At 25.7% G+C, this 24,141-nt stretch carries 24 protein-coding genes; 15 read left to right on the top strand and 9 right to left on the bottom strand.

Translation table 11 applies throughout. From position 1 onward, the window contains the following. Nucleotide 1: 1 nt before the first annotated feature. The 3 genes from aspS to DT059_RS04935 are packed head-to-tail and all read right to left on the bottom strand — an operon-like array spanning nucleotide 2 to nucleotide 3,524. The gene (gene aspS / locus DT059_RS04945) at nucleotides 2-1,786 is read right to left on the bottom strand and encodes an aspartate--tRNA ligase (RefSeq protein WP_145597273.1); all 1,785 of its coding nucleotides are present in this window, start codon (nucleotides 1,784-1,786) and stop codon (nucleotides 2-4) included. Next, complete coding sequence (locus DT059_RS04940) at nucleotides 1,787-2,449, bottom strand: DNA replication protein (protein ID WP_145597271.1); 663 nt, start codon at nucleotides 2,447-2,449, stop codon at nucleotides 1,787-1,789. Next, nucleotides 2,436-3,524 (bottom strand): hypothetical protein, encoded by a 1,089-nt coding sequence (locus DT059_RS04935; RefSeq protein ID WP_145597269.1) that lies wholly within the window; start codon nucleotides 3,522-3,524, stop codon nucleotides 2,436-2,438. Before DT059_RS04935 ends, DT059_RS04940 begins: the two co-directional genes overlap by 14 nt. Before the next feature lie 11 nt (nucleotides 3,525-3,535). On the opposite strand from DT059_RS04935, the gene purM reads away from it, so the two are divergent. After that, nucleotides 3,536-4,567, top strand: a complete 1,032-nt coding sequence (gene purM, locus DT059_RS04930; RefSeq protein WP_145597267.1) for a phosphoribosylformylglycinamidine cyclo-ligase — start codon at nucleotides 3,536-3,538, stop codon at nucleotides 4,565-4,567. Continuing rightward, nucleotides 4,542-5,123, top strand: coding sequence for a phosphoribosylglycinamide formyltransferase (gene purN / locus DT059_RS04925; protein WP_145597266.1), 582 nt, complete (start codon nucleotides 4,542-4,544; stop codon nucleotides 5,121-5,123). The genes purM and purN overlap by 26 nt, the downstream gene beginning before the upstream one ends. On the opposite strand, the gene ndk is transcribed toward purN, so the two are convergent. Beyond that, nucleotides 5,113-5,523, bottom strand: a complete 411-nt coding sequence (gene ndk, locus DT059_RS04920) for a nucleoside-diphosphate kinase (protein WP_145597264.1) — start codon at nucleotides 5,521-5,523, stop codon at nucleotides 5,113-5,115. The genes purN and ndk overlap by 11 nt on opposite strands. Further along, nucleotides 5,516-6,970, bottom strand: a complete 1,455-nt coding sequence (locus tag DT059_RS04915) for a leucyl aminopeptidase (protein WP_145597262.1) — start codon at nucleotides 6,968-6,970, stop codon at nucleotides 5,516-5,518. The genes ndk and DT059_RS04915 overlap by 8 nt, the downstream gene beginning before the upstream one ends. Nucleotides 6,971-7,031: 61 nt before the next feature. Between DT059_RS04915 and DT059_RS04910 the strand changes: the two genes are divergently transcribed. The 6 genes from DT059_RS04910 to rsmA are packed head-to-tail and all read left to right on the top strand — an operon-like array spanning nucleotide 7,032 to nucleotide 14,505. Beyond that, nucleotides 7,032-8,162, top strand: coding sequence for an LptF/LptG family permease (locus tag DT059_RS04910; protein WP_145597260.1), 1,131 nt, complete (start codon nucleotides 7,032-7,034; stop codon nucleotides 8,160-8,162). Then, the gene (locus DT059_RS04905; RefSeq protein ID WP_145597258.1) at nucleotides 8,162-9,235 is read left to right on the top strand and encodes an LptF/LptG family permease; all 1,074 of its coding nucleotides are present in this window, start codon (nucleotides 8,162-8,164) and stop codon (nucleotides 9,233-9,235) included. The genes DT059_RS04910 and DT059_RS04905 overlap by 1 nt, the downstream gene beginning before the upstream one ends. Next, nucleotides 9,225-11,855: an LPS assembly protein LptD gene (lptD, locus tag DT059_RS04900; protein ID WP_145597256.1), complete on the top strand. Its 2,631-nt coding sequence runs from the start codon at nucleotides 9,225-9,227 to the stop codon at nucleotides 11,853-11,855. Before DT059_RS04905 ends, lptD begins: the two co-directional genes overlap by 11 nt. Further along, on the top strand, nucleotides 11,833-12,768 hold the full coding sequence (locus DT059_RS04895; protein ID WP_168189260.1) for a peptidylprolyl isomerase: 936 nt from the start codon (nucleotides 11,833-11,835) through the stop codon (nucleotides 12,766-12,768). The genes lptD and DT059_RS04895 overlap by 23 nt, the downstream gene beginning before the upstream one ends. Next, a complete protein-coding gene (locus DT059_RS04890; RefSeq protein ID WP_145597253.1) occupies nucleotides 12,758-13,723 on the top strand; it encodes a 4-hydroxythreonine-4-phosphate dehydrogenase PdxA in 966 nt (321 codons plus the stop codon). Before DT059_RS04895 ends, DT059_RS04890 begins: the two co-directional genes overlap by 11 nt. Next, entirely contained in the window at nucleotides 13,720-14,505 is a 786-nt protein-coding gene (rsmA, locus tag DT059_RS04885) for a 16S rRNA (adenine(1518)-N(6)/adenine(1519)-N(6))-dimethyltransferase RsmA (protein WP_145597251.1), read from the top strand. Before DT059_RS04890 ends, rsmA begins: the two co-directional genes overlap by 4 nt. Here rsmA and gmk read toward each other — a convergent pair. The 4 genes from gmk to fabD are packed head-to-tail and all read right to left on the bottom strand — an operon-like array spanning nucleotide 14,494 to nucleotide 17,083. After that, entirely contained in the window at nucleotides 14,494-15,126 is a 633-nt protein-coding gene (gene gmk, locus DT059_RS04880) for a guanylate kinase (RefSeq protein ID WP_145597250.1), read from the bottom strand. The two genes, rsmA and gmk, sit on opposite strands and share 12 nt — an antisense overlap. A gap of 8 nt (nucleotides 15,127-15,134) precedes the next feature. Continuing rightward, entirely contained in the window at nucleotides 15,135-15,374 is a 240-nt protein-coding gene (locus DT059_RS04875; RefSeq protein WP_008544320.1) for an acyl carrier protein, read from the bottom strand. A 48-nt stretch (nucleotides 15,375-15,422) separates the two neighbouring features. Then, nucleotides 15,423-16,160, bottom strand: coding sequence for a 3-oxoacyl-[acyl-carrier-protein] reductase (gene fabG, locus DT059_RS04870; RefSeq protein WP_145597248.1), 738 nt, complete (start codon nucleotides 16,158-16,160; stop codon nucleotides 15,423-15,425). Beyond that, entirely contained in the window at nucleotides 16,157-17,083 is a 927-nt protein-coding gene (gene fabD / locus DT059_RS04865; protein ID WP_145597246.1) for an ACP S-malonyltransferase, read from the bottom strand. Before fabD ends, fabG begins: the two co-directional genes overlap by 4 nt. 86 nt (nucleotides 17,084-17,169) lie before the next feature. Between fabD and rpsF the strand changes: the two genes are divergently transcribed. The 7 genes from rpsF (at nucleotide 17,170) to purF (ending at nucleotide 24,140) form a co-directional block, all read left to right on the top strand. Continuing rightward, nucleotides 17,170-17,523 (top strand): 30S ribosomal protein S6, encoded by a 354-nt coding sequence (rpsF, locus tag DT059_RS04860; RefSeq protein ID WP_145597245.1) that lies wholly within the window; start codon nucleotides 17,170-17,172, stop codon nucleotides 17,521-17,523. After that, on the top strand, nucleotides 17,523-17,795 hold the full coding sequence (gene rpsR, locus DT059_RS04855; protein WP_145597243.1) for a 30S ribosomal protein S18: 273 nt from the start codon (nucleotides 17,523-17,525) through the stop codon (nucleotides 17,793-17,795). Before rpsF ends, rpsR begins: the two co-directional genes overlap by 1 nt. Before the next feature lies 1 nt (nucleotide 17,796). After that, nucleotides 17,797-18,255: a 50S ribosomal protein L9 gene (gene rplI, locus DT059_RS04850; RefSeq protein WP_145597241.1), complete on the top strand. Its 459-nt coding sequence runs from the start codon at nucleotides 17,797-17,799 to the stop codon at nucleotides 18,253-18,255. Nucleotides 18,256-18,323: 68 nt separating this feature from the next. Next, on the top strand, nucleotides 18,324-19,742 hold the full coding sequence (locus tag DT059_RS04845; protein ID WP_145597239.1) for a replicative DNA helicase: 1,419 nt from the start codon (nucleotides 18,324-18,326) through the stop codon (nucleotides 19,740-19,742). A gap of 21 nt (nucleotides 19,743-19,763) precedes the next feature. After that, nucleotides 19,764-22,160 (top strand): efflux RND transporter permease subunit, encoded by a 2,397-nt coding sequence (locus DT059_RS04840; RefSeq protein ID WP_145597237.1) that lies wholly within the window; start codon nucleotides 19,764-19,766, stop codon nucleotides 22,158-22,160. Further along, entirely contained in the window at nucleotides 22,160-22,705 is a 546-nt protein-coding gene (locus tag DT059_RS04835; protein WP_145597235.1) for a CvpA family protein, read from the top strand. The genes DT059_RS04840 and DT059_RS04835 overlap by 1 nt, the downstream gene beginning before the upstream one ends. After that, entirely contained in the window at nucleotides 22,659-24,140 is a 1,482-nt protein-coding gene (gene purF, locus DT059_RS04830) for an amidophosphoribosyltransferase (RefSeq protein ID WP_145597233.1), read from the top strand. Before DT059_RS04835 ends, purF begins: the two co-directional genes overlap by 47 nt. Nucleotide 24,141 lies beyond the last annotated feature (1 nt).

Raw genomic sequence — 24,141 nt, 5'->3', positions numbered from 1 at the left:
ATTATTTTTTAGTTTTTAAAGCTAAATTTAATTCTTTCAATTGATCTGGATTTACCTCAGATGGTGCATTCATCATCAAATCTTGTGCGTTTTGGTTCATTGGAAACATAGTAACTTCCCTTATATTTTTCTCATTAGCTAGTAACATTACGATTCTATCAATACCAGGTGCTATTCCTCCGTGTGGAGGTGCGCCATAACTAAGTGCATTAATCATACCACTAAATTTTTCATCTACTTGATTTTTATCATATCCTGCGATCGAGAAAAGTTTATACATAAGTTCTGGTTTATGATTTCTAATTGCTCCCGAAGATAATTCTATACCATTACAAACTATATCGTATTGATAAGCAAGTATATCTAATGGGTTTTCAAAATCTTTATCACTTAAATCACCTTGAGGCATTGAAAATGGATTGTGACTAAATTCAATTTTTTTTGTTGATTCATCTTTTTCGAACATTGGATAATCTACAATCCAACAAAATGCGAAAATATTTTCATCAATTAAATCAAGATCTTTTGCTATTTTATCTCGTGCTAGTGCAGTAATTTTTTCTAATTCGTCTTGTTTTCCACAAGCCATGAAAATACTATCCCCTATTTCACAGTTTGTTTTTTTCATGATTTCAACCAATGCGTCTTGAGAAAAGAATTTTCCTATAGGGCCTTTTGCTGAAATATCTTTATCTTTTTCAAAAGTAAAATAAGCTAAACCAGAGGCACCTTCTTCTTTAGCCCATTTATCAATATTATCAAAAAAACTTCTAGGCTTATCTTTTGTATTTTTTGTAACAATACATCTTACTTTAGATCCAGATTTTACTAATTTTTTAAATATTTCAAATGAAACATCTTCTCTTGTAAAAATTTCAGTTATATCATTTATAATTAGTGGGTTTCTTAAATCTGGTTTATCAGTACCATATTTAAGCATTGCTTCCTTGTATGAAATCTTAGGAAATTTATCAAACATCAGTTTTTTAGTTGAAAAATTTTTAAATGTATTAACCATTAACTTTTCAACAACATTAAATACATCCTCTTGTTCAACAAATGACATTTCCAAATCTAATTGATAAAACTCCCCAGGACTTCTGTCTGCTCTTGCATCCTCATCTCTGAAACAAGGTGCAATTTGAAAGTATCTATCAAAGCCCGAAACCATTATTAATTGTTTAAATTGCTGAGGAGCTTGTGGTAGTGCATAAAATTTTCCTGGATTTAAACGACTAGGTACTAAAAAATCCCTAGCACCCTCTGGGCTAGATGAGGTTAAAATTGGTGTTTGAAATTCTAAGAAACCTAATTTAGTCATTTCATTTCGGATGTATGAAATAACCTTAGATCTTAAAATAATATTTTCATGAATTTTTTTTCTTCTTAAATCTAAGAATCTATATTTCAATCTTATTTCCTCTGCATATTCTTGATCACTAAAAATTGGCATAGGGAGCTCTTTACAAGTACCTAAAACTTCATGCTGCTCAATAACAACTTCAATTTCACCAGTGTCAATTTCAGAATTAATTGTTTCTTTAGATCTGTTAACGACTTTTCCCTCAACTTTAATTACTGTTTCTAATTGCATTTTTTCTAAATCAGAAAAATATTTATTATCTTTATCAATTATACATTGGGTAATTCCATAATTATCTCTCAAATCAATAAATAATAAATTCCCATGATCTCTTTTTTTATTTATCCAGCCTGAAAGAGAAATTTTTTTATCTACATCCTCTTTTCTTAATTCATTACACCTATGTGTCCTGTATTTATTCAATTAAACCTCTAATGCTTCTTTTATAATTTTAAAATCGATTGGTTTCTTTCTTTTTAAACTAATTTCGTCGATTTTATATATGAAATCGGAAATTTTGCCATAAGTTCTATCAATTCTCTTAATTATAAATTCAATAAGTTTTTGGTCTATTGATATTTGACGATCAGAAAGATTTTTTAAAATTAGTGCATAAATTAAATCATCACCAGGTTTTTCAATTTGAGATAATATAAAATTAGCAGATCTTGAATTAAGATCATTTAATTTAAATTTAAAGTCAACTATTGGTATTTTTGAGGTTACTATTAAGTACTTATTATCCTGATCTATTATATTTATAAGTGTAAATAATAAGTTTTCATTTATTTTCTCAGTTAAATCCTCAACAATAATATTTTCATATATTTTAATTTGTTGAAGAAAGTCATTATTAATATCTTCCGCATTAATTTTGATTCCTTTATGCTTTTTTAAAAATATATTTATTAAATGACTTTTTCCTGAAAACTTTTCACCTATTAAGTTTATAAAATTTTTATCCCATTTTGGCCAACTATTTAAAAGGCTAAAAGAGTGTTCGTTGCTGCTTGAAACATAAAAATCCTGATCTTTAAAATTTTGATCATAATCAAATTTAAGTATTTGCTGATTAAGATTTTTCATTTAAAACCCAAATTTTATTTTTTATTTCAAAATCATAATTTTGATCATTCATAACTTCTAAAAACTTATCAGGTGTTCCATTAAAAATAACTTTATAAAAATTATTTCGATTATCGAACTTATAAATTGAAAAATTATATATCAAATCTATATCAGATAAAATTTTTTCAAATTTATTAATTTTTATATTATTAGAGTTATCAATAGAAATATTTAAAGACAACTTTACTGAAGTATTGATTTGATTTTGTGATTTCCAAAAATCTTCGTAGACTAATTTTAAATTATCAATAAATTCAAATAACTCTTCTTCATCATCAAAATTAACCTCAGTATAATTTAAATTTTTTAAATTGTTATTTTTATTAAAAAAAATTTTGTTAAATACTCTTATTTTATTATTATCCTTAAACACAATCATAATAATGTGGTCATTTATATTGTATTTATTTATAATTTCTTTGAAATCATAAGTTTCTAAAATATTAATATTTTGTTTTATTAATCTAAAATCTTCTAAATCCTCAGTGGGCAAAATATAATTTAAAAGACTGTATTTTTTAGTATTTAAATTCCAACTGTAAAATAATTTATTCTCAGAGAACATTAAAACTTGATTTTTATTTTGATCAACAAGTACGGGGATGAATAAAAAATCTTTTTTCACAGGTAAAGATGGAAAAATATTTTTTGTTTCTAATAAATCAAATATATTTTTTTTATTAAATGAAACATTTAAGGCAAGATAATAAATTTCATCAATAAACTTTTCTTCCTTAATTGAGAAAGTTTCTATCATTCCTTTTATTTGATTAATTGATGTATTTTTTAATTTTACCTGATCTTTACTTTGGACAATTGACAAAATAAGTTCATTAAATGCCTTTACAAATCCTTCATCGATAATTTCATTTTTATTAAAATTTATTTCAAAAGGTGTTGATATTTCAATATCATTTATAGAAAATGTCTTTGCATAACTTTTTCCTGTGGAAAAGAAAATATTTATTAAAGCAAGAAATAAAAAAAAATTATATAAAAGCTTTAAATTACTAAGTAGAGAAATAAATTTCATAAAACATATTAATGAATAAAAAAAAATTTACCTATAAAAAAAGTGGAGTTAATATTAAGGCTGCAGATAAGTTTGTTGATTTCATTTCTACAGTTTCAGCAAAAAAAAGAGGCAAAAAAAAGTTCTCTAATATAGGAGGGTTTGGTTCAATCACAAATATACCAGGTAATATTAAACAACCTAAAATAGTTGCTTGTACTGATGGTGTGGGAACTAAAATTGAAATTGCTAATATGTTAAATAAATTTGATACTATTGGTATTGATTTGGTTGCTATGAGTGTTAATGATTTAATTGTTCAAGGAGCTAAACCTTTACTTTTTTTAGATTATATTTCAATAAATAAAATTGATCTTAGAAAACTTAAATCAATTATCAAAGGAATTAACAAAGGCTGTAATGAATCAGAATGTGAACTCGTTGGTGGAGAAACTGCTGAAATGCCAGGTACGTATGAAAAAGGTAAATTTGATATCGCAGGTTTTGCTGTAGGTGTTGTAGGAAAGAATAGAATTTTAAATAAAAATAAAATAAAAAAAAATAATCTTATAGTTGCAATTCCTTCCAGCGGTTTACATTCTAATGGGTATTCTCTTGTAAGATATTTATTAAAACAAAAAAAAATAAATATTAAAAAAAATAAATTTTTAAAATCTGAGCTTCTAAAACCAACTAAAATATATGTTAAAGAAATAATGAATTTGATAAACTATAACTTAATCAATGGCTGTGCAAATATAACTGGGGGAGGTTTGTCTGATAATATTAAAAGAATAATACCAGATAAGCTCTCTGCACATATAAGTTTAGATAAAATTAAAACTTCTAAAATATTTAATTGGCTTAAAAATAATGGAATTTCTGATAAAGAAATGCTGAAAACATTTAATTGTGGAGTTGGTTTTTGTCTTATTGTTGAAAGTAAAAATTTAAAAAAAATAAGTAAATTTTTTTCAAAAGAATACAAGCCATATGTTATTGGAAGAATTTTAAGTAATAAAAACAAAGTTAAGTTAAATGGTTCTATCAACTGGTATCAATAGAATTAGAACAGCTGTATTTATTTCAGGGACGGGCAGTAATTTAAAATCTTTAGTTAAATTTTCTAAAACTAAATTATCTCCTATATCAATTGAATTTATTGTTTCAAATAACTCTAAGGCAAAAGGTTTAAATTATGCCAAAAAATTTAAAATTAAAAAAAAAGTTTTAAATTTTAAAAACAAAAAATTAAGCGAAAATAATCTACTTTCTATCTTGAAAAAAAATAATATTGAAATGATTTGTCTAGCTGGATTTATGAAAATTTTGTCAAAAAATTTTATAAAAAAATTTAAAGGAAAAATTTTAAATATACACCCCTCTTTACTACCTAAATATAAAGGATTAAATACTCATCAAAGAGTACTAAATAATAAAGAAAAATACTCAGGATGCACTGTTCATTTTGTAAATGCTAGATTAGACTCGGGGAAAATTATTCTACAAAAAAAAGTAAAAATTTCAAAAAAAGATACAGAGATCTCACTTGCTAAAAAAATTTTAGTTCAAGAGCATAAACTGTACCCAAAAGCTATATTAAAAGTTTTTAATCTTTAAAGAAAAAATCTATTTCAATTTTAGCATTTTCAACACTATCTGATCCATGCACAGAGTTTTTGTCTATTGAAATCCCATATTTTTTTCTAATAGTACCCTCTTCTGCATCTTCTGGATTTGTAGCACCCATTAATTCTCTATTTTCTAAAACTGCATTATCTTTTTCAAGAACCATTACAACAATCGGACCTGATGATAAATAGGCACATAAATCATTATAAAATGGTTTGGTTTCATGAACTTTATAAAATTTTTCAGCTTCTGATTTTTCAATTTGGATTTTTTTTTCTTTTAAAATTTTAAAACCATTAGATTTAAACATTTCTTTAATTTCGTTTTCTAAATTTCTTTCCACTGCATCTGGTTTTATAATTGATAAGGTTTGTTCTAAATTACTCATAATGATCCTCTATTAGTTTGTTTAATAATCTTACTCCATAACCTGTAGCGCCGCCTGAATTTAAAGCTCCTCCATATTTAGAAAATGCCATTCCAGCTATATCTAAATGTGCCCAAGGTGTTTTATTTAAAATAAATCTCTGTAAAAATTGAGCTGCAGTTGTAGATCCTGCACCTCCAACATAATTTATATTTTGCATATCAGCGTTTTTGGAGTCTATAAGTTTGTCAAAATTTTTATTTAATGGCATTCTCCAAACTTTCTCTTCTACATGTTCACCTGCATTAATTAACTGATTTGATAATTTGTCATCATTTGAAAACAAACCTGCATATTCAGATCCAAGAGAAACAATAATTGCTCCAGTAAGTGTTGCTAAATCTATTATAAATTTTGGTTTAAACTTTTCTTCTGTATAAGTTAAGGCATCAGCTAATACGAGTCTTCCTTCAGCATCTGTGTTTAAAATTTCTACAGTTTTGCCACTATAAGATTTTACTATATCTCCTGGTCTTTGTGCGTTACCTCCAGGCATATTTTCTACTAAACCTACAACACCAACAGCATTTATTTTTGCTTTTCTTAAAGCTAAACTTTTCATCAATCCAACCACAACAGCCGATCCTGCCATATCATAAGTCATATCTTCCATAAACTTGGCAGGTTTTAATGAAATACCACCAGTATCAAAACAGACTCCTTTACCCACAAAAGCTACGGGCTTAGAGTTATTTTTTAAACCTTTCCATTCCATTGTTACAAGATATGATCCTCTAATGCTTCCTTGGCCGACGCCTAATAAAGTATTCATACCTAATTTTTTTAATTTTTTTTCATCTAAAATATTTATTTTTAACCCAAGTTTCCTTAATGAATTTATTCTTTTTGCATATTCATCTGGATGCAAAACATTCCCAGGTTCAGATACTAGATCTCTTGTATAAAATGTTCCTTCTTCAATAGCTTTAAATTTTATTTGATCTTTTGGTTGTAAAATATTTTTTCCAAATACAGTTATAAAAAAATCTTTATCATTTTTTTTTGATTTGTATTTATCAAAAGAATAAGATTTAAGTTTAATACCATGCAAAAAATGTCCGATAATTTTTTTAAAATTATTTGGAAGTGTATCAGTGTTTACGTTATATTTTTTTTGCCTCAAATTCTTAAAGAGATCATAAAATTTTGCTCCTAAATTTTCTAAATCTGATGATGAAATATTTTTTTTTAAAGAAACTAATATAATTTTTCTTTTAGAATTAATATCAAAAGATATGATTTTTTTTTCTTTATCTTCAACTTTTAATAAATCAGAAATAAATGCATATTCAGAGTTTAAAATATATTTTTTTAAACTTAAAATATTGAACTTTTCATCAACAAATAAAACGAGATTTGATGGTTTCTCTTTGTAAGAATTATTTTTATACTTAATTTGAACTGACATAAATTTTAAATACACTCTAAACTAGATGAATGCTATATATGAATAAAAAGAGCATATTTCAATGAAAAAAATATTATTTAGAAAACTGTTACTTGACTACTTAAAGTTTTTTATTATTTCGTTATTTAGTGCAAGTATTATTATCTGGGTTTTTCAGGCTGTTAATTTTCTAGATATTATGATTGAAGATGGTCGTGATTATACAGTTTATATAAAGTATTCATTATTAAGTTTACCTAAAATTATTAACAAAATTTACCCTTTTGCATTATTTTTCAGCTTGTTTTATGTGACAACTAAGTACGAAACCAATAATGAGTTAATTATTTTTTGGAACTTTGGAGTTCATAAAATTGAACTGATTAATTTTATCATGAAAATTTCATTAATATTTATGGTTGTTCAAATTTTATTAGCTTCATTAATTGTTCCTAGTACTCAAGACATAGCAAGATCTTTTTTAAGATCATCTAGCGTAAATTTTTTTGGAAACTTTATTAAACCTCAAAGATTCAACGATACTATAAAGAATGTAACAATATACAGTGAAAAAAAAGATTCTGATGGCAATTTATTTAATCTGTATTTAAAGAAAGAGACAGATATTAATAATTTTCAAATTACTTACGCAAAAAAAGGTTTTTTTAAAGAAATAAATAAATTTCCTATTTTAGTTTTATTTGATGGGCAAACTATAACTGTTAAAGATGGTCAAACTACAAATATTGGTTTTACTAAATCAGATTTTCCACTTAAAAATATTGAAACTAATACTATGACATACACAAAAACCCAAGAGCTCTCTACAAAAAATTTATTTTTATGTATTGAAATTATTCAAAAAACTAAATCTGATATAATAAAAACAAATATTGAAAATTGTTCAAAACAAAACCTTAATAATATTTATAAAGAATTTTATAAAAGATTAATTGTTCCACTTTATATCCCATTGTTAACTCTTGTTCCTTTATTATTAATTATTTCTTCTAAAGAAAGTTCAAACTATAATAAAATTAAACTATTAACATTTTTAATTGGGTTGTTTTCAATAATATTTTCAGAAACTACAATTAGATTTGTCTCTGAGATTTTTTTATTTAATTTTACTATCTCTATAATTCCAATAATAATTTTCTTATTTTTATATTTATTTTTTCTAAAAAATTTCAGTATAAGAAAGTTTAATTAATGAAAACCTATATTAAATTTCTAGTTACAATCTATTCTAAATCATTATTGTATGTTTTATTTGTAATTCTTAGTTTAGTATTTATATTAAATCTACTTACTGAGCTCGAATTTTTTAAAGACATTAAAGTAGAAACATATTTCACTTTATTATTATCATTGCTCAATACACCTTCAATGATTTTTGACATGTTTCCATTTGTTTTTTTAATAACTACTCAATTATTTTTTATAAAACTTTTCAACAATAAAGAGATTGAAATTTTTAAATATTCAGGATTAAAAAATTCTAAAATAATAATAATTATAAGTCTTCTAACCTTTGTAATTGGACTTGCATTAATAACTATTTTCTATAATTTTTCATCAAACTTAAAGAATTTTTACATTAGTTTGAAGTCAGATTATACATCTGATGGAAAATATCTTGCTGTAATTACCCAAAATGGGTTATGGATCAAAGATGAACTTAATCAAGAAATAATTATAATTAATTCATCAAAAATTGAACCAAACTCACTTATCAATAGTTTTATAACTGTTTTTGATAAAAATTATATTGTACAAAAAAATATAAGAAGCAGCAAAATTGATATTAGTAATAATGAGTGGATAATTTACAATGCAAAAGTATTTGAAAAAAATAATTACATCATAAAAGATGAATTAAAATTAAAAACAAATTTTGATTTTAAAAGAATACAAAGTCTGTATTCTAATTTATCATCTTTAAATATTTTTTTATTATATGAATTAAGGGAAAATTATAAAAAATTAAATTATTCTCTCACTGAGATTGATTTACAAATTTTGAAATTAATTTCTTATCCTATATATTTACTTTTGATGACAATTTTTTCGTCTATAATCATGCTTAAAATAAAAAAATATGACGGTGTTACAATTAAAATTGCAATAGGATTGTTTTTTTCTGTAATTATTTACTATATAAGTAATTTCTTTTTTATAATGGGAAGCACTGAAAGATTGTCTTTAATGGCCTCAATATTTACTCCATTAACAATGTTGGCTCTAATAAATATTTTAATGTTAAAAAATATAAATGAAAAATAATATTAATTTTTTTTTGTCATTACTATTAATTTATTTTGTATTTTTTTTTGACTCACATGCTAATGAACAATTTAATTTTGATGTTACTGAAATAGAAATATTGGATGAGGGAAATAAGATTATTGGGTCTAAAAAAGGAAGGGTTACTACTAATGATGGTATAATCATAAATGCAAATAAATTTATTTATAATAAATCAACAAATGTCCTAGAAGCTGAAGGCTCTGTAAATTTTTTAGATGAAAAAAATGAATATCAAATTTTAGCAGATAAAATTATTTATTTTAAAAATAATGAAATAGTAAACACATATGGTAATTCAAAAGCTATTTATAAAAAAAATTTTACAATTGATGCTAAAAAGTTTGAATTTAATAAAAATTCAAAAATTTTGAATGCACAAGAAAATGTTATAATTATAGACCCAACTAAAAACCATAAAATTTTAGGTGAAAATATCACTTATTATAAAAATGAGGAAAAAATTGTCTCTATAGGAAATACAAAAGCATTTATTCAATCTAAATATGAAATTATTTCTTCCGATGTAAGCTATTTTATTAATAAAGAATATTTAATTTCCAATAAAAAGACAATTGTTAAAGATAGAAATTTTCAAAATTACCATCTTTCAAAATTTCATTATCAAATTAATGACGAAATACTTAAAGGTGAAAAAATATTAATCATAACCAATGAAGGTTTACCAAATAGTGATAAATTTTATTTTAAGAATGCCATGATTAATCTTAATAGTAGAGAATTTATAGCCAAAGATATAGATATTAGAGTCCACAAAAATGTATTTAGCAATCCTGAAAATGACCCTAGACTACTTGGAAGTTCTTCAAGAGGTGATAGTGAATTGACTGTTGTAAATAAGGGTATATTCACTAGCTGTAAAATTAACGATACTTGTCCACCTTGGTCAATTAGCGCAAAAAAAATAGTTCATAACAAAATAAAAAAAGAGTTAATTTATGAAAATGCTTATTTGAATATTTTTGATATACCAATTCTGTATTTTCCAAAATTTTTTCATCCGGACCCGACAGTCACAAGGCAAACTGGGTTTTTAACACCTGAGATAAATAATTCTAATGTATTAGGAAGCTCAATCACATTACCTTATTTTAAAAAAATTTCTGAAAATAAAGATAATACATTTACTCCATCTGTTTTTGATAAAAATATTTTTATGATAGAGAACGAATTTAGACAAACAAAAAAAAATTATGATTTACTTGCAGATGTAGGTTTTGTTAAGAATTATGATTCACCTACAACCAAAAAGAAAAAAAATCTTTCCCATTTATTTCTTAAATTAAATCATGATTTAAATTTAGAAAATTATGATACAAGTGATTTTATCTTATCAATAGAAAATGTTTCAAACGATACTTATTTAAAAGTATTTGATCAACAAATTACAAAGTCTAAAGCTAGACCTAATGATTTAAATAAATTGAATAGTCATATGAAATTTATATTAAATAATGACAAATTTAATTTTAACACTGGGATTGATGTATATGAAGATTTGCAAGTTAATAAAAGCGATAGATACCAATTTATTCTCCCATACTATAATTTTAATACTGAAATTTTAAAAAATAGATATGAAGGCACATTTAATTTAAATTCCAGTGGTAGCAATATCTTGCAAGATACAAATAATCTAAAATCAGAAATAATTAATGATCTAAATTTTAATAGTTTAAATTATTACTCTGATTTAGGATTAAGTACTAGTTACAATATAAACATCAAAAATTTGAATACTATGGGCAAAAAAATTAAAAATTATAAATCTAGTCCACAATCAAAATTTATTAGTTTGTTTAATATTGATACTAGCCTTCCATTAATTAAAAATACTGAAAAATATAATAATTATTTAACTCCAAAAATTTCACTTAAAGTAAATCCTAGTGATATGAAAAATTACTCAGATTCATCAAATACAATAAATGTAGGGAATATTTTTGCTAATAACAGACTTGGTTTAAGTGATACGTTTGAGTCTGGTAGATCACTTACTCTAGGGTTAGATTATAAAAAAGAAAATAAGAATGACCTAGACAATATAAACAGGTATTTTGAGCTTAAATTAGCAACCGTACTTAGAGATAAAGAGGAAAACTTTATACCTGCAAAAAGTACTATCAATAGAAAAAGTTCCAACTTATTTGGTTCAATTACAAGTAATATTTCTGATAATTTAAATATAAATTATAATTTTGCCTTAGATAACAATTATAAAAATTTTGAATATAATAATTTAAATGCTACTTTTTCAATAAATAATTTAATTACTAGTTTTAATTTTATTGAAGAAAATGGAGAGATGGGTGATAGCAATGTTTTTGAAAATGAGATTAGTTATAAATTTGATGAACAAAACTATATATCATTTAATACAAGAAGAAATCGAAAACTAAACCTAACAGAATATTATGATTTGGTATATGAATACAAAAACGATTGTTTAATAGCAGGAATTAAATACAAGAAATCGTATTATGAAGATAGGGATCTTAAACCAACTGAGAACTTATTATTTACAATAACCTTATTCCCTCTAACTACATATGAACATGATGCACAAGATCTACTTTAAGAAAGGTTTTTTAATTTTTTTTATTTTTAGTATTTTTTTTAGCAATTTATTAACTGCTAAAGAAAATAAAATATTATTTAAAGTAAATAATGAGATAATCACAAGTCTAGATTTGTTAAATGAAATTAATTATTTAAAAATTGTTAATAAAGAATTTAACAATACTGATAATATTACTTCATACGAAATTGCAAAAAACTCAATTATAAGAGAAAAAATAAAACAAATTGAAATTTTAAAATACATAGATGAAATTAAAATAGATGAGAAGGTATTAAACGATATTATTTTAAATAACTTTAATTACTTAAACATAAAATCGATGACTGATTTTCATCAGTTTTTTTTAACACAAAATATTGAACCATCATTAATTAAACAAAAAATAAGTATTGAAATAATTTGGAACCAATTAATTTTTAGTAAATTTAACAATAAAGTTAAAATAAATATAGATGAAATTAAAAATAAATTAATTAATGAAAAACAAAATGAGTTATTTTTATCAGAAATTTTATTTGATTTAAAAGAAGGAGAAAAGTTAGATGAAAAGTTTAAATTGATCAAAAAAACAATTAACGAAAAAGGATTTGCGCAAGCCGTTCTAATTTATAGTATTTCAGATACAGCAAAGAATAATGGGCAACTTGGATGGATAAAAGAAACTTTAATAAACAAAAATATCTTAAAAAATTTAATTAATGTTAATTCTGGAGACTTTTCTGAACCAATTGTGGTTCCTGGAGGTTTTTTAATACTAAAAATTGGGGACAAAAGAATAATTAAAGAAAAAATTAATTTAGAAAAAGAATTTGATAAAATATTGAAAGAAAAAAGAAACCAACAATTAAATCAATTATCAAATATATATTTTAATAAAATCAAGAAAGATTTCTCAATTAATGAATTATAAACCAATCATAATTGTTGCTGGAGAACCTAATAGTATTTTTTTAGAAATCTTTTTTAAATCGTTAAAAAAAAAAATTAAAAGTCCAATAATACTTATTGCTTCTAAAATAATTATAGAAAAACAAATGAGTAAACTTAAATATTATAAAAAAATAAAATTAATTAATTATAAAAAACTAGAAGAATATAAGCTTAATAACAAATATGTAAATTTAATTGATGTAAATTATAATCAAAAAAAAATATTTTCAAAAATCTCCAAAAAATCGAATACATATATTAGTAACTCTTTTAAAATTGCCTTTAAAATACTCAATAGTGGTTTTTCTTATAAACTTATCAATGGTCCTATTTCAAAAAAAAATTTTTTAAAAAATAAATACCTTGGAATAACTGAATATATTTCATCCAAATATAAGATTAAAGAAAGTGCGATGCTTATTTATAATAAAAATTTGTCTGTATGTCCGTTAACAACTCATTTGCCATTAAAGAATGTAGTTAAAAAAATTAGTGAAAAAAAAATCATTAACCAAGTAAAATTAATAGACAATTTTTATAGAAAAAGATTTGGTTTTAAGCCTAAAATAGGAGTGCTTGGATTAAATCCACACTGTGAGAGTGTCAGTAAATTTAACGAAGACCAAAAAATTATCAAACCAACTATCAAAAAATTATTTGAAACAAAAAAAATTCATATATCTGGACCTCATTCTGCTGATACCTGTTTTTTAAAGCAAAACAGAAAAAAATTTAATGTGATAATAGGTATGTATCATGATCAAGTTTTAACGCCTATAAAAACTTTGTTTGAATATGATGCTATTAATATTACTCTAGGTTTGCCATTTCTAAGAGTGTCACCTGATCATGGTCCGAATGAAAAAATGATAGGAAAAAATATCTCAAATCCATTAAGCTTAATTAAAGCAATAAAATTTTTGGATAAAAATTGATTAAAGCAAAAAAAAGCTTAGGACAAAATTTTTTAATTGATAAAGAGATTCTAGAAAAAATTTCAAGTATTACTATGATTAAAAATAAATCAATTCTTGAAATTGGGCCAGGTACTGGAAATCTCACATCATATATTCTTAGAAAAAAACCAAAAAAAATGATTGTAATTGAAAAAGATAATGAGCTTGCAGCTAATCTTGAAAATAAATTTAAAAATCAGCTAACAGTTATCAATGATGATGTTTTAAAAGTAGATGAAACAAGTCTTTTTGGGGAAAAAGTTATAGTTTTTGGTAATTTGCCTTATAACATTTCAACTGAAATTCTTTGTAAATGGATATTAAATTTAAAAGAAAATTTTTGGTTTGAGTCACTAATATTAATGTTTCAAAAAGAAGTTGCAGATAGAATAATTGCAGAATTTAATACATCTAACTATGGAAGATTATCAATTATTTGTAACTGGAAATTAAATATAAAAAAAATGTATTATATAAAGGCGAGCGCATTTTTTCCAAAGCCAAAGGTAGATAGCTCATTACTATTTTTTTATCCAAAAAAAAATTTTGTAAGAATTAAAGATCCTAACAACTTAGAAAAAATTACTAGAATTTTTTTTAATCAAAGAAGAAAAATGTTAAAGAAACCTTTTAATCAACTTTTTAATGGAGATCAAAGAGTTCTAGATAAACTTAAAATTGATTTAACAAAGAGGCCCCAAAACATTAACTTAGAAACTTATTATAAACTAGTTTGTGAATATGAAAATCTAAGATGTTAATTTATCAATATGTCTTCTGATGTAATCTAGATCATAATCTTTAGATCCATTATTTATTACTGCTTCAATCAAATTAGTTATTTTATTAAAACATTCATTCAAGTGATTATTGATAACTACATAATCATAATTTATCCAGTGCAACACATCTCTTTCAAATTGCTTCATCCTTTCTTTAGCTATTAATTTATCACTTGAATGTCGTTTAGATAATCTTTCAAACAAAACTTCTTTACTAGGAGGAAGTATAAAAAAAGTAATCAATTTATAATCTAATTTTTTATTCTTAATTTGATCAGCTCCTTGCCAATCAATATCAAAGAGAACATTTTTTCCTTTATTTAATTTATCTATAACTGGAGTTCTTGTTGTACCATAAAGATTATTAAATACTTTTGCATATTCAAGAAACTCCTCGTTTTTTATTAATCTTTTAAATTCTGATTCATCAATAAAGAAATAATCTTTATTTTGTTTTTCGTTTGGTCTAGGTTGTCTTGTTGTATGTGATATTGAAATTTCAAAATTATCTTTTTCAGATAACTTTTTAACCAGAGTAGTTTTTCCAGCTCCTGAGGGAGAGGATAAAATAATCATTACCCCATCTTTATGTGAGGGCATTAAGAATTCTAGTTAGCTTTACCTTCGATAAATTTAACTGCATCGCCTACAGTTAAAATTTTCTCAGCTTCACTATCTGAAATTTCAGATCCAAATTCTTCCTCGAAAGCCATCACTAATTCAACTGTATCCAAACTATCAGCACCTAAGTCGTCTATAAAACTTGACTCTTCAGTAACTTTAGCTTCGTCAATACCTAAGTGATCTGCTACAATTTTTTTTACTTTGCTTGAAACGTCTTCTGACATATTGATCCTTTTTGTTATAAATTCTTAATAGTTTAAAAACTTGTTTTGTCAAGCCATATACATGCCTCCATTAACATGCAATGTTTCACCATTTATATAATTTGATTTATCTGAGCATAAAAAAAGCACTGCATTTGCAACATCATCTGGCTCTCCTAATCGGGCAGAAGGAATTTTTGATATTATAGCCTCTTTAAATTTGTCATCTAATTTATCCGTCATAGCTGTTTTAATAAAACCAGGTGAAATACAATTTATATTTATATTTTTTTTAGCATATTCTATTGCCAAACTCTTAGACATAGCAATAATACCTGCTTTAGAAGCTGTGTAATTGGCCTGTCCTAAATTACCTGTATGTCCAACAACTGAGGTAATATTAACAATCTTTCCAGATTTATTTTTAAGCATTTTTTTAATTGCTGATTTACTCATTAAAAAAGTTGATGTTAAATTAACATCGATTACTTTTCTCCATTCATCTAGGTTCATTCTTATTGCTAAATTATCTTGAGTAATACCTGCATTATTAACTATGCAATCTAAACTACCACCAAGTTCTTTGGTTGCGTTTTCAACAAACTCCTCAATTTTATTGCTTTGAGAAATATCAAACTTTAATGTTTTAATATTTACATATTTACTTTTTAGTTCCTCAAGTTTTTCTATTCTTGTACCTGAAGCTAAAATATTTGCTCCTGATTGATTTAATTTTTCAATTATTGAATATCCAATCCCACCTGAAGCACCTGTAACGATAATATTTTTACCTTTTAAATCTGTCATATTTTTAGACCTTGAATTTCACTTTGACTATTAATTGTGTCAATTTTTATATTCCTATTAATTCTTTTTACCAAACCTGACAAAACTTTCCCAGGTCCAATTTCTATAAAATGATTTACATCATTTTCTATCATATTTATCACACTTTCTCTCCATCTAACTCTATTCTCTATTTGTTTAATCAAAAGATTTTTGAGCTCAACTGGATCTTTGATTTCATTAGCTGTTACATTTGAGATTAATTTATTTTGTCCATTTTTAAAATTAAGTTTATTTAACTCTTCAGTCATAATTTTTGTAGCATTTTTCATCAAATCGCAGTGGAAGGGTGCACTTACTGGTAGTTTGATGTTTTTAATTGAACTATTCTTTAAAATTTGAATTAACTTTTCTAAATCCTCTATTTTTCCACTCAAAACTATTTGACCTTCAGAATTGTCATTTGCAATTTGTACTTTAAAATTTTCTTTATTTTCTATCAAAATTTTTTCAATCACATCAACTGTTGAGCCTAATACCGCAACCATCCCTCCTTGTCCTTTAGGCACAGCATTTTGCATAGCATCCCCTCTAATTTTTAATATTTTTAAAGTATCTGAAAAATCTAGATATCCTGCACATGATAAAGCAGAATATTCACCTAAAGAGTGTCCAGCAAAGTATTTCGCTTTATTTAAATCTAAGTTGAATTCATTTTTTGTTAAATTAAATATTGAATAGCTAATTAAAAATATTGCAGGTTGTGTATTTACTGTTAAATCTAACTCTTCTTTTGGACCCTCTAAAATAAGCTTAGAAATAGGAAAATTTAATGTGTCATCTGCTTTTTTAAACAGATTTTTAACTGTATCAAAATTATCATAGAGTTCTTTTCCCATACCTACTATTTGAGATCCCTGCCCTGGAAAAATTACTGAAAACATATAAAAAAACTAATTATTTTGCCTTTTTAACTATTGTAATTGAACTTTTATAATAGTATATCCTCACTTTTTATTAAAGAACTTAAATGAATTTATACGAACATACAATTATAGCTAGGCAAGATACTTCACCGAGTGAATTAAAGCAACTGACAGAGAAATATTCTAAAATTGTTGAAAAAAATGATGGAGAGGTTGTTAAAACTGAGAATTGGGGATTGTTAAACCTATCTTATCTTATCAAAAAGAATAAAAAAGGAAGTTACATACACTTTAAAATAAAGGGTAGAGGAAATGTAATTGATGAATTGGAAAAAAATGAAGCTATTGATAAAAAATTACTTAGATATTTAACAGTTAGAGTAAAAAAGTTTGACTTAAAAACTAACTATTTTGGAAAAAAAGAAGATAGCGAAAAAAAGGAAAGTGTTAAAAACTAATGCCAAAAAGACAAAGTGGAAACAAAAAAAGTAAACAAAGTAACTTTGCAAAATTAAGTATTTTTCAACCAAATAAATATAAATTCAAAAAAACTTGTCCGTTATCAATTAAAGGTGCTCCAGAAGTAGACTATAAAAATATTAAACTATTAAAAAAATATGTATCTGAAAATGGTAAAATTTTACCTTCAAGAATCACAAATGTATCTCAAAAAAAACAAAGAGAACTCTCTCTTTCAATCAAAAGAGCTAGAAATTTAGCACTAATATAGAATGAAAGTAATTTTATTAGAAAACGTGAAAAGAATAGGATCTATTGGTGAAGTAATAGATGTAAAAAGAGGTTTTGCTAGAAACTTTCTGATTGCAAATAAAAAAGCCTTATATGCTTCAAAAGAAAATATAAAAGAAGTTGAAAAAATTAAAGCTGAGCTGTCTAAAAAGGATAACGAAAAGAAAAAAGAAGCATCTCAAATTGCTGAGCAAATTAATGGTAAAGAGTATTCTGTCAAAAAACTAAGTACAGAAAATAATGAATTGTATGGTTCGGTCAAACCAACTGAAATTTCAAAACTTATTCAAGGACAAAATAAAATTGATATAAAACCTTCAATGATCCAGCCAGTTGAAGAAATAAAAGCATTAGGAAAATTTAAAGTTAAAATTTCTTTACACTCAGAAGTTGATGCTGAAATCACAATCAATGTTTCTTCAGCTGATACAATTCAATAATTATACATTCTTTTCCCCAGTAGAAATATACAATTTGATTTAATTCTATTTCATGTAAATTTATCTTCATGGAAAACAATTTAAGTATAGTCAAAGATCAATTTAAAGAATTGCCAAACAACATTGAAGCTGAACAAGCTGTAATAGGATCTATTCTTGTAAGTAACGAAATATTCGATGAAATAAGTACCATCATTGAAGCTGCTAATTTCTATGATCCCATGCATCAAAAAATTTTTGAATCTATCTCAAGTTTAATTTACAAAGGGCTTTTAGCAAATCCAATTACTCTAAAAAATTATTTTGAAGATGAAAAAGATGATTTAAACGTTCCTGAGTACTTAGTAAAAGTAACTAAATTTTCTACATCAGTTAGGCAAGCTATAGAGTACTCTAAAATTATTTACGATATGTTTGTGCGAAGAGAATTAATTAAAATTTCTGAACAAACTGTTGATGATGTTAAAGTAAACGACCTTGACACAAATGGACAAAATATCATCGAGAAAACTGAAAAATCATTATTTGATTTAGCAGAGAAAGGTTCAGCTAGTTCAAATATAATGAAATTTGATCAAGCATTGAAACAAACCATAGATATGGCTTCTGCGGCTTACAAAAATGAAGGTGGTATTGTAGGAGTTCCAACCGGGCTTCGTGATTTAGATTATAAACTCGGTGGTTTACATCAGTCCGATTTGATTATTATAGCAGGACGTCCTTCAATGGGTAAAACATCATTAGCAACTAACATCGCATTCAATGCAGCAAAGAACTTACAGGATAGTGGAAAAGAATCTACGATAGCTTTTTTTTCACTTGAAATGTCTTCTGAACAATTGTCTACAAGAATTATTTCTGAACAAGCAAGAATTAGCTCAAACGACATAAGACAAGGAAGAATTACCGATGATCAATTTGATAAATTTTTAGAAACTTCAAAAGATATAGCTGACCTTCCTCTAATGATAGATGAAACACCAGCTATAAGTATTGCTGCTATGAGTAATAGGGCTAGAAGAATTAAAAGAAAAAGTGGTCTAGATATGATTGTGGTTGATTATATTCAGCTAATGAGAGGAACTTCATTTAACAAAGATGGGAGAGTTCAAGAAATATCGCAAATTACTCAAGGACTTAAAGCAATAGCCAAAGAACTCTCTGTTCCTGTGGTTGCTCTTTCACAGTTGTCTAGACAAGTAGAACAGAGAGATGATCATAAGCCTCAGTTGGCAGATTTAAGAGAATCTGGTTCTATTGAACAAGATGCCGATGTTGTAATGTTTGTTTATAGAGAAGGATATTATTTGCAAAGGAAAGAGCCAAGAGAAGCCACAGTGGAACATGCGGAGTGGCAAGCAAAAATGAATGAGGTTGCCCATTTAGCACAAATTATAATTGGAAAACAAAGACATGGCCCTATTGGCAATGTAACTCTTGAATTTGAAGAAAGATTTACAAAATTTAAGGATACTCAATTAAGTTAAATTCCAATATAAAGAGCTTGAATGATAGCTCATTTTTATCAAAACGTTATCCTTAAAAATCCTAAAGCAATATTTGTATTGTTAGTTATTGCTATTTTAAGTTTTGGATATTATTCAAAAAATTTTAGGCTAGATGCTTCATCAGAAACCTTATTAATAGAGGGTGACCCAGATTTAGCATACTTGAAAGAAGTCTCTGAAAGGTATGGATCTAAAGAATTTTTAATTCTTACCTATACACCAAATGAGGGAATGGCAACTGACTCATCAATTAATAATTTATTAAGTTTAAAATATAAAATTCAGAGCCTTAATTGGGTCCATAGTGTAATTACATTATTAGATATTCCGCTTTTAAATAATTCAGAAGCTCCCCTTCAAGAAAGACTAGAAAGCTTCAAAACATTAAAAGATGAAGATGTTGATAGAAATCGAGGTTTTAAAGAAATTTTAAATAGTCCTGTTTTTCGAAATTTTGTCATTAGCGAAGATGGAAAAACTAGTGGAATTATTGTTAACATTAAACAGTCTCAAAAATTAGAAGATATAGAAAATAAATCAAAACAAGAAGTTGAACTAATTAAAGATCAAATCAAAAAACAAAACCACCAGAATATTTTAGAAATTAGACAAGTGATTCAAAGTTATGGCGATGTTGGAAAAATATATCTTGGAGGAATACCAATGATTGCTGATGATATGATGACTTTTATCAAAAGCGATATAATTGTTTTTGGTTTAGGGGTTCTATTATTTATAATTACTACTTTATGGTTTGTTTTTAGAAATCTTCTTTGGATTGTGGTTCCTGTAAGCAGTTGTCTTTTTTCTGTGATAATAATGATGGGATTACTTGGGTTGCTAGGATGGAAAGTTACTGTTATTTCATCAAATTTTATTGCACTGATGTTAATTCTAACAATGGCAATGAATATTCATATGAGCACTAGGTTTCTTCAACTTAAAAAAGATTTTCCATCAAAAAATAATTTTGAAATTATTTCACTAACTACTTCAAAAATGTTTTGGCCAATTCTGTATACTGTTTTAACAACAATTTTTGCATTCTTATCTTTAATTTTTAGTGAAATAAAACCTATTATTGATTTTGGCTGGATGATGACTTTTGGTTTAATTACATCATTTATCATTACATTTACTTTGCTTCCTACCCTTTTAAACTTTGCACCTACAAACAATATTACAGTGAAGAAAGAACAGAAATCTAAGATTACAAATTTACTTAGTTTAATTTCTATAAATAATAAAAACTCTATCTTCTTAGTAACTGGAGTAGTTGTAATTTTTAGTATTATTGGAATTAGTAAGCTTGAAGTTGAAAATAGCTTTATAAATTACTTTGATAAGAATACCGAAATTTATAAAGGTATGAAACTTATAGATGAGGAGCTAGGTGGAACCACTCCTTTAGAGGTTATTATAAAATTTCCTGAGAAAGAAAAGGTGCAAAAATCTGAAGAAGATGACGAGTTTGAGGATTGGAGTGATGAAGAAGATACTAATGATGAAAAATACTGGTTCACCAAAGATAAAATTGATCTAATTACATCTGTTCATAATTACTTAGATAGTTTACCAGAAATTGGTAAAGTTCTCTCTTTTTCATCAATTATTGAAGTAGCTACTCAATTAAATAATAATAAGCCTTTAGGTACTTTAGAAATGGGAGTGCTTTACTCAAAAATTCCTGAGAGTATTAAAACTGAAATTATTGATCCCTATCTTTCAATTAAAGATAATGAGGCTCGAATTAGTTTAAGAATTATAGACTCTCAAGAAGATTTAAGAAGAAATGATTTAATAAACAAAATAAATTTTGATCTAAAAGATAAATTTGGTTTAGAAGATAAGGATTATAAATTAGCAGGTGTATTAATATTGTTTAATAATTTATTACAAAGCTTATTTAAATCTCAAATTTTAACATTAGGATTGGTTATGATTGGAATATTTTCAATGTTCATAATCTTATTTAGAAATATAAAACTTTCATTGATTGGTGTTGTTCCAAATTTTATTGCAGCTTTTTTTATACTGGGAATAATTGGATTATTAGAAATACCGTTAGATATGATGACTATAACTATTGCAGCAATAACAATAGGTATCGCAGTAGATAACAGTATTCACTATATTTATAGATTTAAAGAAGAGTTTAATAAAATAAAGGATTACAACAAAACATTAAAAACGTGTCATTCAACTGTTGGGGTCGCTATACTAAACACTTCAATAACGATTGTTTTTGGATTTTCAATTTTGGTGTTATCAAAGTTTATCCCAACAATTTATTTTGGTGTGTTTACAGGACTAGCTATGTTATTAGCAATGATATCGGTATTAACTCTACTTCCTGCATTAATCTTAATTATTAAACCTTTTGGCAAATCATCTTAATGTTAGAAATCATAAAAGATTTTTATAAAGCAATATCAATAATTGATTTAATTTATTTAATTTTGACAATCCTTTCTTTGATAAGTTGTTACAAAAAAGGCTTCATTTTAAGCATTCTCTCAATGGCTAAATGGTTGCTGGCATACATAATTACATTAATTCTATTTCCAAAAATTAAACCCTATGTAAAAGACATAATTGATAATGAGTATGTACTCGATGTTGGTTTAGGAATAGTAATATTTGTTGTTGTTATCTTTTTGGTTCTATTGGTTAATAAGGGAATTAGTAAAGCAGTCAGATATACGGGAATCGGTGGTTTAGATACGACATTTGGATTCTTTTTTGGTTTTATAAGAGCTTACATTATTTCTGTATGTATCTTTTCAGGTGTTCATATTGTTTATAATTATGATAAATGGCCAATAAATTTTGACAAATCATACGTCTTTCCATATTTAGAAAAAGGTAGTAGTTATCTGATAAAAGAATTTCCTAATGAAAAAACATATCAAGATTCTAAAGAAAAAATTACAGAGCTATAATCCAAGATTAAAGGAAGAATGTGGAGTTTTTGGTATTAGCAATGCAAAAGATGCTTCGGCCCTAACAGCACTTGGACTGCACGCTCTACAACACAGAGGTCAAGAAGGTTGTGGAATAGTTACTTTTGATGGGGAAAAATATTATTCTGAAAAAAGATTTGGCTTAGTCGGAGATAATTTTAACAAAGAAAAGGTACTTAACAATCTTAAGGGAAATTATGCAATTGGCCATAACAGATACAGTACGACTGGAAACAATATATTAAGAAACATTCAGCCTTTTTTTGCTGACACCAATGCCGGTGGAATTGGAGTTTCACATAATGGAAATCTTACTAATTCAATAGCTTTGAGAAATAAACTAGTTGAGGATGGAGCTATATTTTACACTACCTCAGATACTGAAACGATTGTTCAATTAATTGCTAAATCAAAGAGACCAAAAACGATTGATAAAGTAATTGATGCAATTTTTCAAATTCAAGGTGGCTATGCATTAGTGATGTTAACTCAAAACTCTTTAATTGGCGTTAGAGATCCTTACGGAATTAGACCACTAGTAATTGGTAAGCTTGGCAATAGTTATGTCTTAGCATCTGAAACTTGTGCCTTTGATATAATTGGTGCAAAATTTGTAAGAGAAGTTGAAAATGGCGAGATAGTTTTAATTGAAAATAATGAACTGAAAAGTATTAAGCCCTTTCCTGCTAAAAAAGTTAGACCTTGTGTTTTTGAGTATATTTATTTTTCAAGACCAGACAGCCTGATTGGAGGAAAAACAGCATATGAGCATAGAAAAAATATCGGTAGAGAGCTTGCAAAAGAAAATGATACTGATGCCGATATAGTGGTTCCAGTTCCAGATTCTGGAAATGCTGCTGCTATGGGTTTTGCTCAAGAATTAAAAATGAACTTTGAACATGGGTTAATTAGAAATCATTATGTTGGAAGAACTTTCATCGAACCAAGCCAAAAAATTAGAAGCTTAGGTGTTAAATTAAAATTAAATGCTAATCAAACAACAATTAAAGATAAAAAAATTATTCTAATTGATGACTCTCTTGTTCGAGGAACAACGTCATACAAAATTGTTAAAATGCTTTATGATGCTGGTGCGAAAGAAGTTCATGTTAAAATTGCATGCCCTGAAATAAGATACCCAGATTTCTATGGCGTAGACACACCAACAAAAAAGGAATTGTTAGCAGCAAATAAAACAAATGATGAAATATGTGAATATATTGGAGCTAAATCTTTGAGATTTTTATCAATTGAAGGATTGTATAAAGCTATTGGTTATGAAAAAAGAAACGAAACATATCCACAATTAACAGATCATTATTTTACAGGTGAATACCCTGTTAAATTAGTGGATGAATTAGGAGATAATAAAATAACTCAGTTATCTTTACTAAGCACAGGATCGAACAATTAAA

Source organism: Candidatus Pelagibacter sp. FZCC0015, from assembly GCF_007833635.1.
Classification (GTDB): Bacteria; Pseudomonadota; Alphaproteobacteria; order Pelagibacterales; family Pelagibacteraceae; genus Pelagibacter.
Note: the sequence above shows the minus strand (reverse complement) of the source record. Positions and strands in the feature narration are given on the sequence as shown.

Coding starts and splice junctions, on each gene's coding strand:
- DT059_RS04940 (WP_145597271.1), bottom strand. CDS start 2,449: ATGAAAAATCTTAATCAGCAAATACTTAAATTTGATTATGATCAAAAT.
- DT059_RS04935 (WP_145597269.1), bottom strand. CDS start 3,524: ATGAAATTTATTTCTCTACTTAGTAATTTAAAGCTTTTATATAATTTT.
- purM (WP_145597267.1), top strand. CDS start 3,536: ATGAATAAAAAAAAATTTACCTATAAAAAAAGTGGAGTTAATATTAAG.
- purN (WP_145597266.1), top strand. CDS start 4,542: ATGGTTCTATCAACTGGTATCAATAGAATTAGAACAGCTGTATTTATT.
- ndk (WP_145597264.1), bottom strand. CDS start 5,523: ATGAGTAATTTAGAACAAACCTTATCAATTATAAAACCAGATGCAGTG.
- DT059_RS04915 (WP_145597262.1), bottom strand. CDS start 6,970: ATGTCAGTTCAAATTAAGTATAAAAATAATTCTTACAAAGAGAAACCA.
- DT059_RS04910 (WP_145597260.1), top strand. CDS start 7,032: ATGAAAAAAATATTATTTAGAAAACTGTTACTTGACTACTTAAAGTTT.
- DT059_RS04905 (WP_145597258.1), top strand. CDS start 8,162: ATGAAAACCTATATTAAATTTCTAGTTACAATCTATTCTAAATCATTA.
- lptD (WP_145597256.1), top strand. CDS start 9,225: ATGAAAAATAATATTAATTTTTTTTTGTCATTACTATTAATTTATTTT.
- DT059_RS04895 (WP_168189260.1), top strand. CDS start 11,833: ATGATGCACAAGATCTACTTTAAGAAAGGTTTTTTAATTTTTTTTATT.
- DT059_RS04890 (WP_145597253.1), top strand. CDS start 12,758: ATGAATTATAAACCAATCATAATTGTTGCTGGAGAACCTAATAGTATT.
- gmk (WP_145597250.1), bottom strand. CDS start 15,126: ATGCCCTCACATAAAGATGGGGTAATGATTATTTTATCCTCTCCCTCA.
- DT059_RS04875 (WP_008544320.1), bottom strand. CDS start 15,374: ATGTCAGAAGACGTTTCAAGCAAAGTAAAAAAAATTGTAGCAGATCAC.
- fabG (WP_145597248.1), bottom strand. CDS start 16,160: ATGACAGATTTAAAAGGTAAAAATATTATCGTTACAGGTGCTTCAGGT.
- fabD (WP_145597246.1), bottom strand. CDS start 17,083: ATGTTTTCAGTAATTTTTCCAGGGCAGGGATCTCAAATAGTAGGTATG.
- rpsF (WP_145597245.1), top strand. CDS start 17,170: ATGAATTTATACGAACATACAATTATAGCTAGGCAAGATACTTCACCG.
- rpsR (WP_145597243.1), top strand. CDS start 17,523: ATGCCAAAAAGACAAAGTGGAAACAAAAAAAGTAAACAAAGTAACTTT.
- rplI (WP_145597241.1), top strand. CDS start 17,797: ATGAAAGTAATTTTATTAGAAAACGTGAAAAGAATAGGATCTATTGGT.
- DT059_RS04845 (WP_145597239.1), top strand. CDS start 18,324: ATGGAAAACAATTTAAGTATAGTCAAAGATCAATTTAAAGAATTGCCA.
- DT059_RS04840 (WP_145597237.1), top strand. CDS start 19,764: ATGATAGCTCATTTTTATCAAAACGTTATCCTTAAAAATCCTAAAGCA.
- DT059_RS04835 (WP_145597235.1), top strand. CDS start 22,160: ATGTTAGAAATCATAAAAGATTTTTATAAAGCAATATCAATAATTGAT.
- purF (WP_145597233.1), top strand. CDS start 22,659: ATGAAAAAACATATCAAGATTCTAAAGAAAAAATTACAGAGCTATAAT.